Annotated in this window: 17 protein-coding genes and 1 riboswitch; of the genes, 6 read left to right on the plus strand and 11 right to left on the minus strand. The window is 69.2% G+C overall.

Annotated features, from left to right (window positions below):
- Positions 1–8: 8 nt before the first annotated feature.
- A complete protein-coding gene (locus VM780_RS10370) occupies positions 9–875 on the minus strand; it encodes a cobalt-precorrin-6A reductase (protein WP_325447195.1) in 867 nt (288 codons plus the stop codon).
- Here VM780_RS10370 and cobA point away from each other — a divergent pair.
- Positions 843–1700, plus strand: coding sequence for a uroporphyrinogen-III C-methyltransferase (gene cobA / locus VM780_RS10375; RefSeq protein WP_325447196.1), 858 nt, complete (start codon positions 843–845; stop codon positions 1698–1700). The genes VM780_RS10370 and cobA overlap by 33 nt on opposite strands.
- Positions 1697–3004, plus strand: coding sequence for a cobyrinate a,c-diamide synthase (locus tag VM780_RS10380; RefSeq protein ID WP_325447197.1), 1308 nt, complete (start codon positions 1697–1699; stop codon positions 3002–3004). Before cobA ends, VM780_RS10380 begins: the two co-directional genes overlap by 4 nt.
- On the opposite strand, the gene VM780_RS10385 is transcribed toward VM780_RS10380, so the two are convergent.
- The gene (locus VM780_RS10385) at positions 2942–3406 is read right to left on the minus strand and encodes a DUF1636 domain-containing protein (protein WP_325447198.1); all 465 of its coding nucleotides are present in this window, start codon (positions 3404–3406) and stop codon (positions 2942–2944) included. The genes VM780_RS10380 and VM780_RS10385 overlap by 63 nt on opposite strands.
- A 110-nt stretch (positions 3407–3516) precedes the next feature.
- Between VM780_RS10385 and cobD the strand changes: the two genes are divergently transcribed.
- A complete protein-coding gene (cobD, locus tag VM780_RS10390) occupies positions 3517–4512 on the plus strand; it encodes a threonine-phosphate decarboxylase CobD (protein WP_325447199.1) in 996 nt (331 codons plus the stop codon).
- 3 nt (positions 4513–4515) lie between these two features.
- Positions 4516–5496 (plus strand): adenosylcobinamide-phosphate synthase CbiB, encoded by a 981-nt coding sequence (cbiB, locus tag VM780_RS10395; protein WP_325447200.1) that lies wholly within the window; start codon positions 4516–4518, stop codon positions 5494–5496.
- A 3-nt stretch (positions 5497–5499) separates the two neighbouring features.
- Here the strand turns inward: cbiB and VM780_RS10400 are convergent, their stop codons facing one another.
- The 9 genes from VM780_RS10400 to VM780_RS10440 all read right to left on the minus strand — a co-directional run bounded on the left by VM780_RS10400 (position 5500) and on the right by VM780_RS10440 (position 15917).
- A complete protein-coding gene (locus tag VM780_RS10400; RefSeq protein ID WP_325447201.1) occupies positions 5500–6969 on the minus strand; it encodes a cobyric acid synthase in 1470 nt (489 codons plus the stop codon).
- Positions 6970–7015: 46 nt separating this feature from the next.
- Positions 7016–7621: a cob(I)yrinic acid a,c-diamide adenosyltransferase gene (cobO, locus tag VM780_RS10405; RefSeq protein ID WP_325447202.1), complete on the minus strand. Its 606-nt coding sequence runs from the start codon at positions 7619–7621 to the stop codon at positions 7016–7018.
- Positions 7605–11360 carry a cobaltochelatase subunit CobN gene (cobN, locus tag VM780_RS10410; protein ID WP_325447203.1) on the minus strand — a complete coding sequence of 1252 codons (3756 nt, stop codon included), beginning with the start codon at positions 11358–11360 and terminating at the stop codon, positions 7605–7607. Before cobN ends, cobO begins: the two co-directional genes overlap by 17 nt.
- A 106-nt stretch (positions 11361–11466) precedes the next feature.
- Positions 11467–12507 carry a cobalamin biosynthesis protein CobW gene (gene cobW / locus VM780_RS10415; protein ID WP_325447204.1) on the minus strand — a complete coding sequence of 347 codons (1041 nt, stop codon included), beginning with the start codon at positions 12505–12507 and terminating at the stop codon, positions 11467–11469.
- A complete protein-coding gene (cobU, locus tag VM780_RS10420) occupies positions 12504–13043 on the minus strand; it encodes a bifunctional adenosylcobinamide kinase/adenosylcobinamide-phosphate guanylyltransferase (protein WP_325447205.1) in 540 nt (179 codons plus the stop codon). Before cobU ends, cobW begins: the two co-directional genes overlap by 4 nt.
- Before the next feature lie 7 nt (positions 13044–13050).
- Complete coding sequence (locus VM780_RS10425) at positions 13051–13749, minus strand: CbtA family protein (protein WP_325447206.1); 699 nt, start codon at positions 13747–13749, stop codon at positions 13051–13053.
- Between the two features lie 10 nt (positions 13750–13759).
- Positions 13760–13945 carry a CbtB domain-containing protein gene (locus tag VM780_RS10430; RefSeq protein ID WP_325447207.1) on the minus strand — a complete coding sequence of 62 codons (186 nt, stop codon included), beginning with the start codon at positions 13943–13945 and terminating at the stop codon, positions 13760–13762.
- A 31-nt stretch (positions 13946–13976) separates the two neighbouring features.
- Positions 13977–14177, minus strand: a riboswitch (cobalamin riboswitch).
- 46 nt (positions 14178–14223) lie between these two features.
- The gene (locus VM780_RS10435; protein ID WP_325447208.1) at positions 14224–14577 is read right to left on the minus strand and encodes a hypothetical protein; all 354 of its coding nucleotides are present in this window, start codon (positions 14575–14577) and stop codon (positions 14224–14226) included.
- A complete protein-coding gene (locus VM780_RS10440) occupies positions 14574–15917 on the minus strand; it encodes an aspartate aminotransferase family protein (protein WP_325447209.1) in 1344 nt (447 codons plus the stop codon). Before VM780_RS10440 ends, VM780_RS10435 begins: the two co-directional genes overlap by 4 nt.
- 389 nt (positions 15918–16306) lie before the next feature.
- Between VM780_RS10440 and VM780_RS10445 the strand changes: the two genes are divergently transcribed.
- Entirely contained in the window at positions 16307–17572 is a 1266-nt protein-coding gene (locus tag VM780_RS10445; protein ID WP_325447210.1) for a porin, read from the plus strand.
- Between the two features lie 298 nt (positions 17573–17870).
- Positions 17871–19241 carry a carbohydrate porin gene (locus VM780_RS10450; protein ID WP_325447211.1) on the plus strand — a complete coding sequence of 457 codons (1371 nt, stop codon included), beginning with the start codon at positions 17871–17873 and terminating at the stop codon, positions 19239–19241.
- Positions 19242–19268: the final 27 nt, after the last annotated feature.

Here is a 19268-nt window from a genome sequence, read left to right on the forward strand (position 1 = left end):
TCACGCTATCATGCGCTTGGGCGACCCAGCATCTCAGCGGCCGCAGCCACGGCCTCCTCGACGCTCGAGAACACCTGGCCGTCCACCGGCGTGGGGCGGTCGACGATGATGACCGGAACGCCGCGCTCCCGCGCGACCGCGAGCTTCGCCTCAGCCGCCGAAGAACCGCTGTTCTTGGTGACGAGGCAGGTCACGCGCCGCTCCTCGAACAGCGCGCGTTCAGCCTCTAGGTTGAAGGGCCCGCGATCGAAAATGAAATCCGCCCGCGGATGCCGGCACGGCTGCTCGGGCGGGTCGATGACGCGGAACAGAAGGTCGAGGTCGTGGCGCTTTTCGAAGTGATGCACGTGCTGTCGGCCGAGCGTGACGAAGCACACACCCTCCGAGGCCGGAGCGAGTTCGGCTGCGGCGGCAGGATCGGGAACGATCCGCCAGTCATCGCCGGGCTGCCGCGTCCATTGCGGGCGATCGATGTGGATCAGGGGCGTGCCGAGTTCTGCGCAGGCCGCTGAAGCGTTGCTCTTCATCCGGGACGCGAAGGGATGAGTCGCGTCCACCACGAGCGCGATGTCCTCGACCGCAAGATAGGCGGCGAAACCGTCGACGCCGCCGAAGCCTCCGACCCGGCTTGCGCCGAGGGGATCGCGCCTTCGCTTGGTGCGCCCGGCGAAGGAGGTGATGACGTCATAGCCGCGTGCGACCAGCGCCTCCGCCGCCGCGAAGCCTTCGGTCGAGCCGCCGAGCACCAGCACCCGTGGCCCGGATGACGCCAGGACGGTCGCCGCCGCAATTGCGCCTTCGACTCCGGGCTCCGAGCATTGTGCGCCGCGACGCGACTCGTCATGGTCCGCCGCATGTCGGCCGATCTGCGTCACTCGCCCCTCCCTCGTGCTTCCGTCGCGTTTCCGGACGCGATCGTCGCGGCGATGCCGCCGTTCCCGCGCGGCTGCGTCTGGCTCGTCGGCGCCGGGCCGGGCGATCTCGGCCTTCTCACGCTTCAGGCCGCCTGGGCCCTCGCGCAAGCCGACATCATTTTCTTCGATGCACTGGTGAATGAGGAGGTTTTGAGGCTCACGCGCGCCGACGCCGAATTGCGCTTCGTCGGCAAGCGGGCGGGACGCCCTTCGCCAAAGCAGTCGGAGATCACGGATCTGCTCGTTTCTGCGGCTCGCGCCGGGGAACGGGTGGTGCGGCTGAAGGGCGGCGACCCCTATGTCTTCGGCCGGGGCGCCGAGGAAGCTCAAGCGCTTGTGGCCGCTGGAATCCCGTTCCGGGCGGCGTCCGGCGTGACCGCCGGGGTGGGCGGACTTGCCGCAGCAGGGATTCCCGTCACCCACCGGGACATCAATCAGGCGGTGACCTTCATCACGGCGCATGACGCGGCCGGCGGACTCTCGGAGCGGCTGGACTGGGCGGCGCTCGCCGCCGGGTCGCCGGTTCTGGTCGTCTATATGGGTTTTCGACTCATGCGCGAGATCGCATCGCGTCTGCTCGGCGCCGGCCGATCTTCCGAAGAGGCGGCCGCGATCGTCTGCCACGCCACCACCGCTCGGCAGAAAGTCATCCGCACCACGCTTGGGCGGCTCGCCGCCGGCGCCGACGCCGAGGGGGCCGAGGCCCCGGCGCTGATCGTGGTGGGCGAGGTGGTGGCGCTCGCGCCGGTGCTCAGCCCGTTCCTCTTCGCCGAGCCGGCCGCGTGACCGGCGCTCCGGCGATCGTAATCGCCGCGCCTTCAAGCGGCTCCGGCAAGACCATTCTCACACTCGGCCTGCTGCGCGCGTTTCGCGACGCGGGACTGGCCGCTGGCTCGGCCAAGATCGGCCCCGACTATATCGATCCGCGCTTCCACGAAGCGGCGACCGGGCGGCCGTCTGTCAACCTCGACGGCTGGGCGATGCGGCGTGACCGAATCCTGCGGCTGGCTTCCGAGGCCGGGCAGGGCGCGGATATCCTCGTGGTCGAAGGCGTTATGGGCCTGTTCGACCACGCCCTGGAGCCCGGGGTCGAAGGCTGCGGCGGCGCGGCGCAGGTGGCGGCGACGCTGGGCGCCCCGGTCGTGCTGGTGATCGACTGTTCGGGCATGGCGCAGTCGGTCGGCGCGCTCGCCGCAGGTTTTCGGAGCTTCGCCGGCGGCTCCTCGGTCGCCGGCGTGCTGCTGAACCGGGTGGCGAGCCCGCGGCATGAGGCGCTGCTCCGCCAGGGCTGCGAGGCTGCGGGCATTGAGGTGCTCGGCGCGATGCCGCGGAACGCCGGCCTGCGCGCGCCCTCGCGGCATCTCGGCCTGGTCCAGGCCGAAGAACTGCCCGAGCTTGAGACGCTTATCCGCACAGCAGCCGAACTGGTCGCCCGTCACGTCCGGCTGGACCGGCTGCGGGCGCTCGCCAGCGCGACCCCTGCGCCGCTCGCCACAGCCCTGCCGCCGCCGGTTCCGCCGCTCGGCTCGCGTATTGCGGTCGCCTCCGATCTCGCTTTCCGCTTCGCCTATCCGCACGTGCTGGAAGGCTGGCGCGAGTCGGGGGCGGAGCTGACCTTCTTTTCGCCGCTCGCCGACGAGCCTCCGGACGCGGAAGCCGACGCGGTGTTTCTGCCGGGCGGCTATCCGGAACTGCACGCTGGCCGCCTGTCCGCCGCGAGCCGCTTTCGCGCCGGAATCTACGCGGCGCGAGATTGTGGCGCAGCCATCTATGGCGAGTGCGGGGGCTACATGACCCTCGGACGAGGTCTGATCGACGCCGATGGCGCGCGGCACGAGATGCTCGGCCTGCTTGAACTTGAGACGTCTTTCGCCGAGCGCCGCCTGCACCTCGGCTACCGGCATGCGGAGCTTGTCTCGCCGAACCCGCTGGGGGCAGCCGGATCCGTCTGCCGGGCCCACGAGTTCCACTACGCGACCACGTTGAGCGAGGAGGGGCCGCCGCTGTTCCGCCTGCCTGGCGGCGGGTCAGCCGGCCTCGTTCGCGACATCGTCTGCGGTTCGTTCCTGCACGTCATCGACGCCGGCTGAGGGCGCGTCGGCGACTGGTTCGACCAGCGGATGCTCGGCTCCCGCCGCCGGCACGCGCGCGATCGTGCTCTTGCGGATCTTGACCGGCCGATCGCGCCAAGCGGGAATTCCGTCTGCGCTCTCGGCGTGTTTGAGCGCGAAGGCGAGCAACGCCTCGGCGTCTTGGGGCTCGAGATCGCCGATCACGTAGGAGAACTTGCCCGGCGCCGCCACCGCCGCTGAACAGGCGCGGGAACAAGCCGAAAGGCAGGCGATCGCCCTGACCTCCACTGACGGGGCCGCAATCGCCGAGAGCGCGTCGCGGACCGCCTGGCCGAGAATGGCGCCGGGGCGCTCCGCCGTCTCCGCCGCCCCTTCCGGGCGACAGGTGCGGCAGATTGTGACGATCGTGCGCGGCGGCATCAGCGCGCAACCCAGGGACGCGGCCCGTACGTAGCCGCCTGGGCTGAGGGCGCGTTGACGCGGACGCATTTCCGCCCGAATCTCAGGCGTTGAGCGGGCAAGGGAACGGTATGAGGCATGGCGGGGATCTCGCGCGGGCGGAAGCCGCCTATGGACGACCACGCGGGGGATGGCTCGACCTGTCCACCGGCGTCAATCCGCACGCTTATCAACTCCCGCCGATCCCGTCCTCATCGCTGACGCGGCTCCCGGAGCCGCCGGAGGTCGAACGCCTGCTGGATGCGGCGCGGACGGCCTATGGCTGGCCTTCGCACGCCTCGATTGCGGCAGGACCAGGCGCGCAGGCGATGATCCAGTTGCTGCCCTACCTGCGCGTCCGAGGGTCGGTCGCGGTCGTCGGCCGGACCTATGAGGAGCACGCCTATGTCTGGGCCCGCGCGGGCCACCAGGTGACGATCTGCGACATGCAGACGGCCGAAGACGCCGATGTCGTCATCATCGTAAACCCAAGCACGCCGTTCGGCCGCATGTCGTCGCCCGAGACTTTGCAGAAACTCGCCGAGCGCCTTTCCGAGCGCGAGGGTCTTCTGGTGGTCGACGAGACCTTCGCGGACGTCGCGCCGGAAACTGCGCTCGGAGACCGGCTGGCTTCGCGCGGGGTCGTCGTTCTGCGTTCCGTGAGCAAGTTTTTCGGCCTCCCTGGGCTGAGACTCGGCTTCGCCGCCGGGGACGAGGAGATGGTCAGCGAACTCGCGGGCGAACTCGGGCCTTGGCCGGTCTCGGGCCCGGCGCTCGCCGCCGGCCTCGTGGCGCTCGCCGACGAGGCCTGGATCGCGACCATGCGGCTGCGCCTGACGGTCGACGCGATGCGGCTTGATGGCGTGCTGGCGCAGGCGGGCTTTACGCAGCTCGCAGGCTGTGACCTGTTCCGCGCCGGCCGTCACACGCGAGCGGCGGCCATTCACGACTCGCTCGCCCGCTCCGGCGTCTGGTGCCGGAGCTTTGAGGAGCGTCCGGACTGCCTGCGCTTCGGGCTGCCGGGCGACGACGATGGGTTCAGCCGGCTGGAATCGGCGCTCAAAGCCGCATTCGAGAAGGCGCTCTGATCCTTGTTCCTGATTCACAACGCCACGGTCGTGCTGATCGCGCTCGCGCTCGACGCGATCATCGGGGACCCGGCGGTCGTCTGGAAGCGCTTGGCTCACCCGGTGGTCGTCGCGGGCGCTGCGATCGACTGGCTCGACAAGCGCCTCAACAGGCTCGAACTCGACGAGCGAACGCGGCGCAGGCGGGGAGTTTGGGCTGTTGCGCTCCTGCTGAGCGGCGCCGCGGCGATCGGCCTGCTGTTGGCGTGGACGTTTGGCGGTCTGCCTTATGGCGTCCTGCTGGAGGGCGCGGTCGCCTCGACCCTGATCGCCCAGCGAAGCCTCTTCCTGCATGTCGCGGCCGTAAAGGCGGCGTTCGAGGCCGGCGGCCTCGCGGCGGCCCGGCAGGAGGTCTCGATGATCGTCGGGCGCGATCCGAAGCGGCTGGACGAGGCCGGGGTGTCGCGCGCGGCGATCGAATCCTGCGCGGAGAACTTCGCGGACGGAGTGGTGGCGCCGGCGTTCTGGTGCCTGCTGCTCGGCCTGCCGGGCCTCTTCGCCTACAAGGCCCTGAACACCGCCGACAGCATGATCGGCCACAAGACCGAGCGGCATCTCGCCTTCGGATGGGCTGCCGCGCGGCTCGATGACTGGGCGAACCTGATCCCGGCGCGCATCTCCGGCCTCGCGGTCGCCATTGGCGCGGCGCTGAGCGGCCGATCGGCGCGCGCCGGCCTGCGAGCCATGCGCCGCGACGCGCGCCGCCACGCCTCGCCCAACGCGGGGTGGCCGGAGAGCGCGATGGGCGGCGCTCTGGGCCTCGCGCTTGGCGGTCCCCGCATCTATTCGGGCGCTCTGGTCGACGACCCATGGATGAACGCAGGCGGTCGAGAGGCTGCGACCCCCGCCGACGTCTCAGCCGCCCTGAAGCTGTTCTGCTGGGCCTGCGCTGTCCACGGGGCGCTGATCGCGGCCGTCTTGGGGTTGGCGCTGCTCGTCTTCTGAGGGTTAGACGCGTCCTCGGGCGATTGCGAGCAGCGCGCCGACGTCCAGATGCTCTTCGAGGTGGTCGGCGAGCCGGTCCAGAACGGCCTCGACCGCAGCCTCATAGGTGAACCCCGAACTCGGGGCGCCGAGCTCCGCCAAGAATGCGCGGCGGAATCCGTCCTGCGTGAAAACCCCGTGGAGATAGCAGCCGCTTACACGTCCGGAGGCGTCGGCCGCGCCTTCCGGCCGCCCGCCCACCTCGAAGGGCGCGCGCGCGGCGTCCGGGCCGTCGGTCCGGCCCATGTGGATCTCGTAGGCTTCGACGAGTTCGCCGCTTCCTCGATGCCGGCCGCTGATGCGCGCGAGCGTCTTGTCGCCGCCGAGTGTCGTGGCGACGTCGAGCAGGCCGAGCCCGGGCGCCGAGCCGGGCGCGCCCTCGACGCCCTCCGGATCCGAGACGACGCGGCCAAGCATCTGGTAGCCGCCGCACAGGCCCAGAACGCGGCCGCCGCGGCGGACATGGGCCTTGATGTCTTCCTCCCAGCCGCAGGCGCGTAGCGCCGCGAGATCGGCGATCGTCGCCTTGGAGCCCGGGATCAGCACTAGGTCGGCGTCGGTCGGGATCGGCGCGCCGAGCGGCAGCAGGTCGAGCGACACCTCAGGCTCCAGTCGGAGCGGGTCGAGGTCGTCGAAGTTCGCGATGCGGGGCAGGGCGAGCGCGACGATTTTCACCCGGCCCCCGGGCGTCCCGGCGCGGGAGGCGAGATCCGCCGAATCTTCGGCGGGCAGCTTCACGGCGTCCGCGAACCACGGGACGATTCCGAAGGAGCGCCAGCCGGTCCGCTCGGCGATGGTCCGCAAACCTTCATCGAACATGCTCACGTCGCCGCGGAAGCGATTGATCAGAAATCCCTTCACGCGACTGTTGTCCGCTCGCGGCAGCAGCGCGTGAGCGCCCACGAGCGTCGCAATCACGCCGCCCCGGTCGATGTCGCCGACCAGCGTCACCGGCACGTCGGCGGCTTCGGCGAAGCCCATGTTGGCGATGTCTCCATCGCGCAGATTGACCTCAGCGGCGCTGCCCGCGCCTTCGACCAGGACCAGGTCTGCGGTGGCTGCGAGGCGCTGAAAGCTCTCGAGCACGGCTGGCATCAGCGACGGCTTGAGCGTCGTATAGGCCCGGCCCTTGTAACTGCCGATCCGTCGCCCTTGCACGATCACCTGGCTGCCGGTCTCGCTTTCCGGCTTGAGCAGCACGGGATTCATGTCGATGACCGGCTCGCGCCGGGCGCTGCGCGCCTGCAGCGCCTGCGCGCGCCCGATCTCGCCGCCGTCGGCGGTCACGGCGGCGTTGTTCGACATGTTCTGCGGCTTGAACGGCGCGACAGAGAGTCCGCGGCGCGCACAAGCCCGGCAGAGGCCCGCGACGATCAGGGACTTGCCGACGTTGGAGCCGGTCCCCTGGAACATGATCGCCGGGGTCCGGATCATCGCGCCGGCGGCTCCGAAGCGCGCCGGGCAGGGCGCCCGCTCGTAGTCAAAACTCGATGCCCGCCTGCGCCTTCACGCCGTCGCGGAACGGATGCTTCACCTGCGTCATCTCGGTGACGAGGTCGGCGGCCTCGATCAGCTGCTCCTTGGCGTTGCGGCCGGTCACCACGACATGCGTGTCGCGGGGCCGCGCGGCGATCGCGGCGAGCACCTCGTCGAGATCGAGGTAGTCGTAGCGCAGCACGATGTTGAGCTCGTCCAGAATGACCAACCTGATCTCCGGATCGGCGATGAACCTCTTGGACATCTCCCATGCCTCGCGCGCCGCGCGAATGTCGCGCTCGCGATCCTGAGTCTCCCAGGTGAAGCCTTCGCCCATGGCGTGAACCTCCACCTGCTCGGGGAACTTGCGAAGCAGATCGCGCTCCCCCGATTCCCACGGCCCCTTGATGAACTGCACCACGCCGACCTTCATGCCGTGCGCGATCGCGCGCATCGCCATGCCGAAGGCGGCGGTCGACTTGCCCTTGCCTTTGCCGGTGTGGACGATCAGCAGGCCTTTCTCGGCCTGCCGCTCCGCTACGATCTTGTCCTGATGGGCCTTGCGGGCCTTCATCTTCTCGGCGTAGCGCGCGTCATCCGCGGTCGTCATGTCGAACCTCCATCTTGATCGGCTGGGCGAGCCGTTCGAGCTCGTCGCGCGCGCTGTTGCGCCTGGGGCGCCAGAAACCGCGCCGCTCTGCGTCCAGGAAGGCGCGCGCCATCGTCTCCAGCGCCGCCGGGTTCGCGTCGGCGATGAAGCCGCGGACGCCGTCGTCGCCGAGATAGGCCTCGTAGAGCGCGTCGAATTGGTGGTTCGCGACGGCGTCGGTCGTGGCCGCGAAGCCAGATAGGTTCTGCACCGTCGCCAACATCTCGGCCGCGCCCTTGTGGCCATGCTCGCGCATGGCCGCGATCCATTTTGGATTGGTCGCGCGGGCGCGGACGACCAACGCGATCTCTTCCTGGAGCGAGCGCACGACGGGGCTCTCGGCGCGCGACGTGTCGAGGTGATAGATCGAGGGCGCCGCTCCGGAGATCTTTTCGACCGCCGCTGACAGCCCGCCGGCGAATTCGTGCACGTCGTCCGAGTCGAGAAGATCGTACTCGCGCGCGTCCTGCGTCTGGATGACGGCGTCGACCGACGCGGCCATCCTCTCCAGCTCACCGCGCGCCGGCGCGCCCTCGACGCCCTGCGCATAGGCGAAGCCGCTCGCCGCCAGATAGGCCTCGGCGAGCTCGTCGCGGGTCTCCCACGCGCCTTCGTTGAGGAGCGGAGCGAGCCCGGTGCCGTAGGCGCCAGGTCGCGCGCCGAAGATCGAATGCGAGGCCCGGCCTGCCGCCTGCTCGATCCGCAGACGCGCTGCGACGGGGTTGTCCTCGTCGGCTTCGGGAAGCGCGCCAACGAGCCGGACAGCTTCGTCGATCATGTCGATCTGAAACGGGAAGGCGTCCCGGAAGAAGCCAGAGATTCGGAACAGCACGTCCACGCGCGGCCGCCCGAGCGCCGACAGCGGCAGGATTTCGAGGCCGACCACCCGGCTCGAGCCCGCCTCCCATTGCGGCGCGACGCCGATCAGCGCCAGCGCCTGTGCGACGTCATCGCCGCCAGTTCGCATATTGGCTGTGCCCCAGGCGGAAATCGCCAGCCGCCGCGGCCACTCGCCATTGTCCTGGAAGTGCCGCCGGCAGAGCAGGTCGGCGGCGGTCCTGCCCAGCCGCCAGGCGGCTTCGGTCGGCGCCGAGCGCGGATCGAGCGCGAAGAAGTTGCGGCCCGTCGGCAGTGCGTCGAGCCGCGCCCGAGTGGGCGCGCCGGAGGGGCCGGGCGGCACGAAGCGGCCGTCGAGCGCTGCAAGCAGGCCGGCGATCTCCGCGCTGCCGCTGACGTCGACGCGCGGCGCGATCGTAGTCGCGATCTCGCGCAGAACGGCGGCGGTTCGAGGCAGGTCGCGGACGGGGTGAGCCTCGTCGCGCCCGGATGTCGGCTGCTCGACCAGCTCGAGCGCCAGGGCCTCCAGACGCTCCACCGTGTCGCCCTGCGTCCGCCATGCCTCTGGGCTCATCCCGGCGAGCGCCTGAGGCCGCGGGCCATCCCATCTGGCGGAGAAATCGGCAGCCAGCGGGTCGAAGCCGTCGAGCCCGAGATCGGCGCCGAGCGCTCGGGTGAGCGAGGCGTCCTCCGGCCGCGGGCCACGCTGCGGGCGAGCGAGGGCGACCAGCAGTTCGGCGCGCTTCCGACCGACGGGCGAACGGCCGAACACGTGCAGCCCGTTGCGGATCTGCAGCTCCTTCACCTCGCACAGGAAGGCGTCCAGCTTGCCGAGCGCGTCGTCGGGATCGTCGGCGATCGAAAAGCCGCAGTCCCGGTCCAGTCCGAGATCAGCCGCCCGCGCGAGGATTTCTCTGCCGAGCAGCTTCGCGCGCCGCGGATCAAGGCCTTGGGCTTCGGCGTACTCATCGACCAGCGTCTCGACCTCGCGAAGCGCGGCCGCGCCTTCGGCGCGGGCCAGCGGCGGGGTCAGATGATCGACGATGACGGCCGCCGCGCGCCGCTTCGCCGCCGCGCCCTCGCCCGGATCATTGACGATGAACGGATAGATGTGGGGCAGGGGGCCCAGCGCGATCTCGGGCAAGCAGCTTTCCGAAAGCGCCAGCGCCTTGCCGGGCAGCCATTCCAGATTGCCGTGCTTGCCGACGTGGACCACCGCCTGGGCGCCGAACTCCTCCCGGAGCCAGCAGTAGAATGCGAGATGGCCGTGCGGCGGCGGCAGGTCGGGGTCGTGGTGAGCGGCCTTGGGGTCGACATCGAAGCCGCGCGAAGGCTGGACGCCGAGCGCGACGCTTCCGTAGCGGCGGATCGCCAGACGAAAGACTCCGGCGGCCCTGTCGAACGTCGGGTCGCTCTCCGGCGCGCCCCACCGGCTGATGATCTTCTCACGTGGCGCGTCGGGAATGGCGGAGAAGAAGCGTCGGTAGCTCGCCAGCGGCAGGGTGACGGTCGCGCCGGCTTCTTCGGGAGCCGCTGTGCTCCCGACAAGAACCGCCGTCATGTCTTCGATCACGCCCGCGCCCGTGTCGGGCGCGCCATCGGCCGGATAGCCGGCGTCGCGCAGAGCCTTCAGGATCACCGCCGTGCTCGCCGGCGTGTCGAGGCCGACGCCGTTTGCGAGCCGCGCCGCGCCCGTCGGATAATTCGCGAGCACGAGCGCGACCTTGCGCTCCGCAGGCGGCGCGCGGCGCAGGCGCGCCCAGTTCGCGGCGAGGTCCGCCACAAAGGCGATCCGGTCCGGAACTGGCTCCAGCGCGATCACTTCGGTTTCCGTTGCCGGGTCGAAGCGCCCGGCCGACTTGAACGCGACCGCGCGGGTCATCAGGCGGCCGTCGATCTCCGGGAGTGAGACCGACATCGCCAGATCGCGCGCGCCGAGCCCACGCGGGGAACCCTCCCAAGTGGCGCGATCCATCCCGGCGAACACGACCTGCAGCACCGGCGCGTCCGCCGAATCCAGCGGCGTCGCCGCCCAGGCGGCTCCGGGCTTCGACACCGCGAAGGCGGTCGCGTTCAGCACGACGTCCGGCGCGACCGTGGCGAAGGCGTCGCGCACGAAGGCTGCGGCGGACGCCTCCTTGAGCGAAGAAACATAGATCGGCAGCGGCGCGAGGCCGCGCTCGAGCAGCGCCTCGATCAAAGCGACGACCGGCGCGACGTCGCCCGCCTGGAACTGCGCCCGATAGAACACCAGCGGCGCGACGGGAGCGGCCTTCGGCCAGCGCGCCCGTATCGTCGCGAGGTCAGGCGCCGGAAGGTCCGGCCAAAACAGGCCGGCGGCCGGAATCGGCGCGGGCCGCTCCTCGACGGCGCGGCCTTCGAGCAGCGCCCGGCAGGCGCGCAGCGCCAGCGCCAGATTTCCCGGCCCACCCTCTACGAGGCCGCGCCACAGCCTTTCGACCTCTGGGGCGGGCAGGGTGGACCGCGCGATCAGGTCCGGATCAGCGTTGCCGCAGCCGGGCATGACCGCGAGCTTGATCCCGTAGCGGCGCGCGACCCGGACGCACTCCTCGACGCCATAGGGCCAGTAGGACGCGCCGCCGAGCAGCCGCAGCACCAGAAGCTTCGAGCGGGCGACCGTGTTTTCGAGGAACAGGTCGACCGACATGTTGTGACGGAGCTTCTGCAGGCTCGCGAGCCTGAGGCTCGGCGCGTCCGGCCCAAGCGTCTCCTGCGCCCTAGCGAGACCGGCGATCTCGGTGTCGGCAGCGGACACGATGACGATGTCGGCCGGCGACAGGCCGAGATCGACCGCCTCCGCTCCATCGCCGATCGGCTGTCCCTGGGCCTTCAGAAGATGCATGCGGCTCTCACAAAGCTGACGCTAGGTTCCCGCGCCTGAGCCGAGACCATAACCATGACGCTCCTCGGCATGAGCGCCGAGTCCCGGCTCCGGCGTGACCCGCCAATCAGCTCGCCAGCGCAGCGGCGATCGCGCTCGGGTCGATGCCCTTCTCGCCGATGACGACCAGCCTTCCTTGGCGAGCCTCGCCGTCCCGCCAAGGGCGGTCAAAATAGCTGTCGACCCGCGATCCGACCGCCTGCACGACGAGACGCGCGGCTTTGCCGGCGACCGGCACAAAGCCCTTCAGCCGCAGCACCTCGTGTGCCTCGATCACCCTCCGGATCCGCGCCTCCAACTCGGCGGCGTCGGCGGCCTCCGGCGTCTCGGCGACGAAGCTCTCGAAATCGTCGTGATCGTGCTGCGTCTCGCCTTCCATCTCATGTGATGTCGGACGCCCATCGATCTTGTTCTCGACTGCGCTCCCAATCCCCAGCAGCACCTCCGCGGGGAGCGCGCCATTTGCGGCCGCGACGACGCGAACGCCGGCGCTGGCGTGGGCGAGGACTTCCGCCTTGACCGCCTCGACGTCCTGCTCCGACATGAGGTCCGCCTTGTGCAGCACCAGCAGGTCGGCTGAGCGGACCTGGTCCTCGAACAGTTCCTCGATCGGGTCGTCATGGTCGAGCGTCTCGTCGGCTGCGCGCTGCGCGGCGACGGCCTCCTCGTCATGCGCGAAACGGCCCGCGCGCACCGCCGGGCCGTCCACGACGGTCACAACCCCGTCGACCGTCACGCGGGTTGCGATCTCGGGCCAGCGGAACGCCTTGACCAAAGGCTGCGGCAGCGCGAGGCCCGACGTTTCGATGACGATGTGGTCGGGCTGAACCGTGCGCGCGAGAATCTTCTCCATCGCCGGGATGAAGTCGTCGGCGACCGTGCAGCAGATGCAGCCATTGGCGAGTTCGACGATGTCGTCTTCGCCGCAGGCCTCGCTCGCGCAGGCTCTCAGCACCTCGCCATCGATGCCGACGTCGCCGAACTCGTTGACGATGAGCGCAATCCGCCGCCCGCCGGCGTTCGCGAGCAGATGGCGGATCAGCGTGGTCTTGCCCGCGCCGAGGAAGCCGGTGACGACGGTCGCGGGGATTTTGCCGGAGGTAGTCATTGCGGCTCCTTTGGGAGCTTGAGGTCGAGGGGAAGACCGGCGGCGACGAGCGTCACACGATCCGAAAGGCCGGCCACGCGCTGGTTCAGCCTGCCCTGCTGGTCCCGGAAAGCGCGCGCGAGCGCATTGTCGGGCACGATGCCGAAGCCGACTTCGTTGGACACGAGAACGACGGGTCCTGCGGCGGCGCGCAACGCGCCGAGCAGGCGCTCGATCTCGAGCGGCGCATCAAGTTCCGCCAGCAACACGTTGCTGAGCCACAGCGTCAGGCAGTCGACCAGCACCGCGCGGTCCGGCGCGGTCTGGGAGGCCAAGGCGCCCGCGAGGTCGTGCTGCGCCTCGACCGTGCGCCAGCCGTTCCGGCGGGCGCGATGCTCCGAGATGCGATCCCGCATCTCCTCGTCATAGGCCGACGCGGTCGCGACGTAGACGCGGTCGAGGCCGGCGGCCTCGATTAGTTCCTCGGCGAAGCGGCTCTTGCCGGAGCGGGCGCCGCCGAGGACCAACGTGACCCCGCGCAGAGCGGGAGCGGACATGACCGGCTCAGGCGTCCGAGAAGCGCGGCCGCAACGCGCCGGCGAGCGCCCCGAGGGTGGCCCAGAACAGGAAGCCCGTGACGATGACGGCGACCACGAAGCCATGCTCGAGGTCGTGCGGGATCGCCGGCGCCTCCGCGGCCTGCGGCGCGCCGACGATGTGGGGCGCGACGATCAGCGCGACGGCCGCCAGAGCGGTGAGCGGCGAACGGCCATAAGCGATCAGCGCAAGCCCCACGGCCGTCGCCGCGGCGGTGGCGACCCACCAGATCTGCCGGTCGAGCAGCGGCGCGCCCTCGACGCCCGGCGCCTCCGGCGGCAGGCCGACGCTTGGCGCCAACGTGAAGACCGCGAACCCTGCGAGGCCCCAGAGCAATCCCTCGCGCCAGGATTTGAGGCCGCCCTTCAGCTCGCTCGCCGACACCAGAAGCAGGGCGAAGCCGACCCCGCTCAGGATATTGGCGACGAGCGTCCAGCCGAAGCGCTCGGCGCCCTCCGCAGGCTCCCACGCGCCCTCTTCATGGTGGTGGTCGCCCGCGGCGTGCCCGTGCGGCTGCGCTTCGGCCGCAGCGTCGCGCGCCTTCTCGAAGATCTCGGCCTTCACGATCAGCGGCTGCGTGCCAAACTGCTGGACAGCGGTCAGCACGAGACCCGCGGCGAGCCCGACGAGGGCCGCCACGAAAACGATGTTCCGGAAAATGTGCACGGCGCTTCCCTCAGTGGCAGGGGAAGCCGATGGCGTGACGCTGATCGTGAGCGGCGTTGTGCACGGCCGAGATCGAGACGAAGCCCGTGCCGGCGATCAGCATGACGCCGAGCAGCATGGCCGAAACGATCGGCAGAGCCCGAGCCTGAACCAGGCTCGCCGCAGAGGATTGGGTCCGGGACGTGACGTTTGACATAAGGCCTCTCTTGCCCTCCCGCCGAGGGCGCTGGCGTTCTTCCCTTCCGGCAGGTCTCCTGGCTCGCGGGTCGCTGCGGAGCGCCGGCCTTCCCGGATCGTCGATCCAGTGGCCTCAAGCTGGCGCGCCGCTCGCCGCTCACAGTTGCGGGGGCAGCTCCGGACTCGAGGCCTGCGCCTCCCACCGGATTCCCTTTCAATCCCTCTCGGGAACCGAAACGAACGGATTACCCGTAGCAGACCCGCGGGCGCGTCACAATCGAGCCGAAAGCCGAAGCTTCAGCCAAGCGCTGCGGCGATGAGCTCGATCGGCGAGAACGCAGAGCCGATCCCCAGCGCCACCGTCTCCCAGAGGAACGCCGCCAGGCCGAGCGCGGCGAGCGGCACGGCGGCGCGACGCAGAATCTCGCCAGGTTTCGTCGCGGCCGGCGTCCGCGAAAGGTGGAAAAGGACAGTGGCGGTCGCAGCGACCACGATGGCGACGACGATCCAGTACTGGATGTTGGCGTCGCCACGAAGGCTGCGCGCATGGCCGATTCCGACCACCGAGAGCTCGATAAGGGTGATGAAGGCGAGCAATCCGCCGAGGAAGGCGGCGCGGCCGACGGGGCGATCCACCGACATCAGGCTCAAGCGATCTCGCGCAGCACGTCGGCGAGCGTGCCGACGAGTTCGTCGAGCTGCGCCTCCGACACGATGAGCGGCGGAGAAAGCGCGATCGTGTCGCCGGTGGTCCGGATCATCACGCCCTTCTCGAAGGCCTTCAGGAAGGCTGAGAAGGCGCGGCGGCTCGGCTCCCCCTCGATCGGCTCGAGCTCGATCGCGGCCACCAGGCCGATGGTGCGGATGTCGATCACGTGGGGAAGGTCCCGCAGCCCAAAAGCCGCGTCTTCGAACCGCTTCTCGAGGCTGGCCGCACGGGTGAGGAGGCCTTCCTCCAGATAGGTGTCGAGCGTGGCGAGCCCGGCTGCGCAGGCGAGGGGATGCCCGGAATAGGTGTAGCCGTGAAAGAGCTCGATCATCTGCTCCGGGCCGGACATGAAGGCCTGGTAGATGGCGTTCGACGCGAACACGGCGCCCATCGGCACGACGCCGTTGGTCACGCCTTTGGCGGTCGTCATGATGTCGGGGGTCACGCCGAAGCGCTCGGCCGCGAAAGGCGCTCCGAGCCGGCCGAAGCCGGTGATGACCTCATCGAAGATCAGCAGGAGGCCGTGTCGGTCGCAGATCGCCCGCAGCCGCTCGAGATAGCCCCGCGGCGGCAGCAGGACGCCGGTCGAGCCTGCGACCGGCTCGACGATCACCGCCGCGATGGTCTCCGCGCCGTGCAGCGCGACGAGCCGCTCGAGATCGTCCGCGAGCTCCGCGCCGTGCTCCGGCAGGCCGCGCGAAAACGCGTTGCGGGCCGGGTCATGGGTGTGACGCAGGTGGTCGACGCCCGGCAGCCCGGTGCCGAACGACTTGCGGTTCGCCACCATTCCGCCCACCGAGATGCCGCCGAACCCCACCCCGTGATAGCCGCGCTCGCGGCCGATCAGCCGCACGCGCTGCCCTTCTCCGCGGGCGCGGTGATAAGCGAGCGCGATCTTCAGCGCGGTATCGACGGCCTCGGAGCCGGAATTGGCGAAGAAGACATGATCGAGTCCGGCCGGCGCCAGGGCGGCTAGCCGGCTGGCGAACTCGAACGCCTTCGGGTGGCCCATCTGGAAAGCCGGGGCATAGTCGAGTTCGGCGACCTGCCGCTGGACGGCCTCCACGATCTTCGGCCGGCCATGACCGGCGTTCACGCACCACAAGCCCGCCGTGCCGTCCAGGATCCTGCGGCCGTCGGCGGCCACGTAATGCATGTCTTTGGCGGACACGAGCATCCGCGGCGCGTCCTTGAACTGCCGGTTCGCGGTGAACGGCATCCAGAACGCATCGAGGTTGTTGGTCGCGGCGGGATGGAGCGCGGCGACATTGCTCGTGTGCATCAAGCGGAACTCGCTCGGTTGAGAAGATTGAGGCGAGCGTGTTCACGCGAGTCCGGCAAGGTCAAGGCGACGCCGATTCGAGTCGGAGCGCCGAAACGCCGCCGATTGATTGACGGCGCCATAGATCAAGGCGCGGCAACCTCATTTTGCGGCCGGTCCACGGCGATCTAAGTGGCATTCCAGTCACAGGCCCGGCCAAAGCCCGCCCACGGAACCGTCACAATCGTGATCACGCTTGCACACATGAACGCCACGCATATGGTCAGTTTGCGACGCCGGTTCGACCGGCGCGGGGTGATCGTCGGGGGTCGGCGGTCTTCTGATGTCAACGTTCGGCCCTGAGGGGCCGACGCCTGAAGTCTGTCGATCTCGGGGGTTGGAGGACAACAATGAAACTGGTCAAGAGCCTTGCGCTTGGCTCCGCTGCGGCCTTCGTCGCGCTTTCGGGGGCGCAGGCTGCCGATCTTCCGGGCGCCGAGCCCGTCGAGTACGTGAAGGTCTGCGACGCCTACGGGGCGGGCTTCTTCTACATCCCGGGCAGCGACACCTGCCTCCAGATCGGCGGCTTCGCCCGGTTGGATTTCTCGGCCGGTGAGGTCACCAAGACGCTCGCTGGCGCCAAGCCGAACAACAACACTGGCTTCCGCGCCCGCGCCCGTCTGTGGTTCGACGCGCGCACCGACACCGAATACGGCACGCTGCGCACCTACATCCGCGCTCAGTTCCAGCGCCAGTCCGGTGGCAACAACGGCACGGCGGCGACGGACGTCGGCGGCGACGACTCGGTGTTCGACAAGGCCTTCGTGCAGTTCGCGGGCCTCACCGCCGGTCTCACGGACTCCTTCTGGGACTTCAAGCCCTATCCGACCTTCGCCAACCCCTACCTGTCTGACCGCACTCTCGCGGTGATCGGCTACACGGTCGAGTTCGGAGGCGGCTTCTCGGCCAGCGTCGCGATCGAAGACGGCACCGCCCGCCGGGCGCTCGGCGGCGCTCCGGGCAACATCATCGGCGGCATCGCCCCGCTCTACAACGAGCAGAAGTACCCCGATCTGGTCGGCAATCTGCGCGTTCAGCAGGGCTGGGGCGAGGCGCAGCTGTCTGGCTTCGCGCACAACATCACCAGCGAGCAGGCCGGCGGCGCCCTCCGCGACACCGCCTGGGGTTATGGCGGCATGATCGGCGCCAAGATCAACCTGCCGGCTCTGGCCAAGGGCGACTTCATCTGGGGCAGCGCGGGCTACGCTTCCGGCGCCCTGTCCTATCTCGGCTTCGGCACATCCGGCGACGAAGTCCAGGGCATCGCCAGCACCCAGAACATCGAGCGCGCCAACCGCCTGGTCGATTTCGAGATCGGCGCTGGCGGCTCGATCCGCAAGACCGAGGCCTACGCGTTCAACCTCGGCATGCTGCACTACTGGGATCCGAAGTGGCGTTCGGCCGTCACGGGCAGCTACATCGACGTCAACGTGAAGAGCGCGGGCAACGACTGGGCCGCCTACACCCTCACCGGCAACCTGATCTGGAGCCCGGTGAAGAAGCTCGATATCGGCGCCGAGGTGAACTACGTGAAGGTCACCAACCGGTCGGCGACCTACAACCTCCGCGACACGGACGAGATCATCGGTCGCTTCCGCGTTCAGCGCGACTTCTGATCCAAGACAGACGACGCTTGAACGGCCCCGCTTCGGCGGGGCCGTTTTCGTTTGTGACGCACGGCACCAAGAGAAGCCGAAAGCTTCTTTAGAGTCAGAATAAATATAAAACGCATATTATTGTTGTATATTGGCGACGGCGAGATCTAAAGCGCCGCGGGGATGTGGTTTCGCCTCCGGAGGCTGTTGTTTCGCGACTCGTCGCCTTCTAGCGTGAACTTGGCGGTTCCGGTCGGGGGAGCCGTAGCGACGTGACTGGCTTTGGTCGGAAACGTCGCGCATCCGCTGGACAACACAGATGCCATTTGTGACACCTTCACGCAGCGCCCGCTTGGCGCTTGGACTTTCCGCGTCCATCCTCTGCTACGGATCGCTCTGGGCGACGCCAGCGCTTGCGGACGAGGATGCGCCGCCGCAACTGACGGCCGACCTGGTGGAGCGCGAGAAGCTCACGGGCGACTGGGGCGGCGCGCGCACGCAGCTGCGCGAAGCGGGCGTCGAGATCGACGTCGATCTGACCGCGGACTCCTCCTACAACCTTGGCGGCGGACTGAAGAAGGGCAAGGGCTTTACGGGCCTCCTCCAGCTCGGCCTGACGCTCGACCTCGAGAAGCTGGTCGGCTGGACGGGCGGCGAGTTCTACGCGGGCGCCTATTTCATCCGCGGTCACGGCATCACAGCCAACGAGACCGGCAATCTGCTGGGCATCTCGAACATCGAGTTCCCGCACGCGAACCTGCTCGGCGAGGTCTACCTCAAGCAGACGCTGCTGGACGACAAGCTCGTCTTCAAGATCGGCCAGCTCGCCGCCGACGGCGACTTCATCACCAGCGACACCGCGGCGCTGTTCGTGAATTCTACGTTTGGCTGGCCGGGACTGAACGGCGCCAACCTTTACAGCGGCGGTCCGGCCTATCCGGTGCCGACGCCCGGCGTCTACGCGTTATACGCCTTCACTGAGGCGTTGAGCGTCCAGGCCGGCCTCTACAACGGCGATCCGGCCGGGCGAGACAACCTCAACAAGCACAATCTCGACTTCCCCGTGAATGACGGGGCGTTCGCTATCGGCGAGGCGATCTACAAGACCGAGATTTCGGGCCTGCCCGGGACCTACAAGGTCGGCGCCTGGTACAATTCGCTGCACTTCGACGATCTGCGCCGAGTGGACGGCGCCGGCGCGCCCATCCGCAACAAGGGCGACTACGCGCTCTACGGCGTGATCGACCAGACCCTGTGGCAGTCCGGAGGGGAGGCCGCCGATCTCAAGAACCCGACGCCGTCCGGTCCGGCGCAGAGCCTTTCGGTCTTCGCACGGGCGGTCGTCGCGCCGCAGAGCGACCGCAACCTGATCGACTACTATTTCGACGGCGGCTTCAACGCGAAGGGCTTTACGCCCGGTCGTCCTGACGACGTGTTCGGCGTCGCGGTCGGCTATGCGCACATCAGCAAGGACGCGCAGCGGGCCGATCGGATCGCCGGCGCGCCGGTGCGGTCTTCCGAGATCGCGATCGAGGCGTCCTACCAGGCGAAGGTGACCGGCTGGCTGAACATCCAGCCCTACTTCCAGTACATCGTCCGTCCCGGCGGCGGCGATCCCGATCCTGACCGCCCGAACCGCCGGGTGAAGGACGCCAAGGTGATCGGGTTCCGGACACAGGTGGCGTTCTAAAAAGAACGGCCCGGCGATGCGCCGGGC

Origin of the sequence: Hansschlegelia sp. (assembly GCF_035538955.1) — a bacterium.
Taxonomy (GTDB): Bacteria; Pseudomonadota; Alphaproteobacteria; order Rhizobiales; family Methylopilaceae; genus Methylopila.

What these genes read in the sequence shown, in the direction of transcription:
- cobA (WP_325447196.1), top strand. Translation starts at nt 843, where the DNA reads ATGGTCCGCCGCATGTCGGCCGATCTGCGTCACTCGCCCCTCCCTCGT.
- VM780_RS10385 (WP_325447198.1), bottom strand. Translation starts at nt 3,406, where the DNA reads ATGCCGCCGCGCACGATCGTCACAATCTGCCGCACCTGTCGCCCGGAA.
- cobD (WP_325447199.1), top strand. Translation starts at nt 3,517, where the DNA reads ATGAGGCATGGCGGGGATCTCGCGCGGGCGGAAGCCGCCTATGGACGA.
- VM780_RS10400 (WP_325447201.1), bottom strand. Translation starts at nt 6,969, where the DNA reads ATGATCCGGACCCCGGCGATCATGTTCCAGGGGACCGGCTCCAACGTC.
- cobO (WP_325447202.1), bottom strand. Translation starts at nt 7,621, where the DNA reads ATGACGACCGCGGATGACGCGCGCTACGCCGAGAAGATGAAGGCCCGC.
- cobN (WP_325447203.1), bottom strand. Translation starts at nt 11,360, where the DNA reads ATGCATCTTCTGAAGGCCCAGGGACAGCCGATCGGCGATGGAGCGGAG.
- cobW (WP_325447204.1), bottom strand. Translation starts at nt 12,507, where the DNA reads ATGACTACCTCCGGCAAAATCCCCGCGACCGTCGTCACCGGCTTCCTC.
- cobU (WP_325447205.1), bottom strand. Translation starts at nt 13,043, where the DNA reads ATGTCCGCTCCCGCTCTGCGCGGGGTCACGTTGGTCCTCGGCGGCGCC.
- VM780_RS10430 (WP_325447207.1), bottom strand. Translation starts at nt 13,945, where the DNA reads ATGTCAAACGTCACGTCCCGGACCCAATCCTCTGCGGCGAGCCTGGTT.
- VM780_RS10440 (WP_325447209.1), bottom strand. Translation starts at nt 15,917, where the DNA reads ATGCACACGAGCAATGTCGCCGCGCTCCATCCCGCCGCGACCAACAAC.
- VM780_RS10445 (WP_325447210.1), top strand. Translation starts at nt 16,307, where the DNA reads ATGAAACTGGTCAAGAGCCTTGCGCTTGGCTCCGCTGCGGCCTTCGTC.
- VM780_RS10450 (WP_325447211.1), top strand. Translation starts at nt 17,871, where the DNA reads ATGCCATTTGTGACACCTTCACGCAGCGCCCGCTTGGCGCTTGGACTT.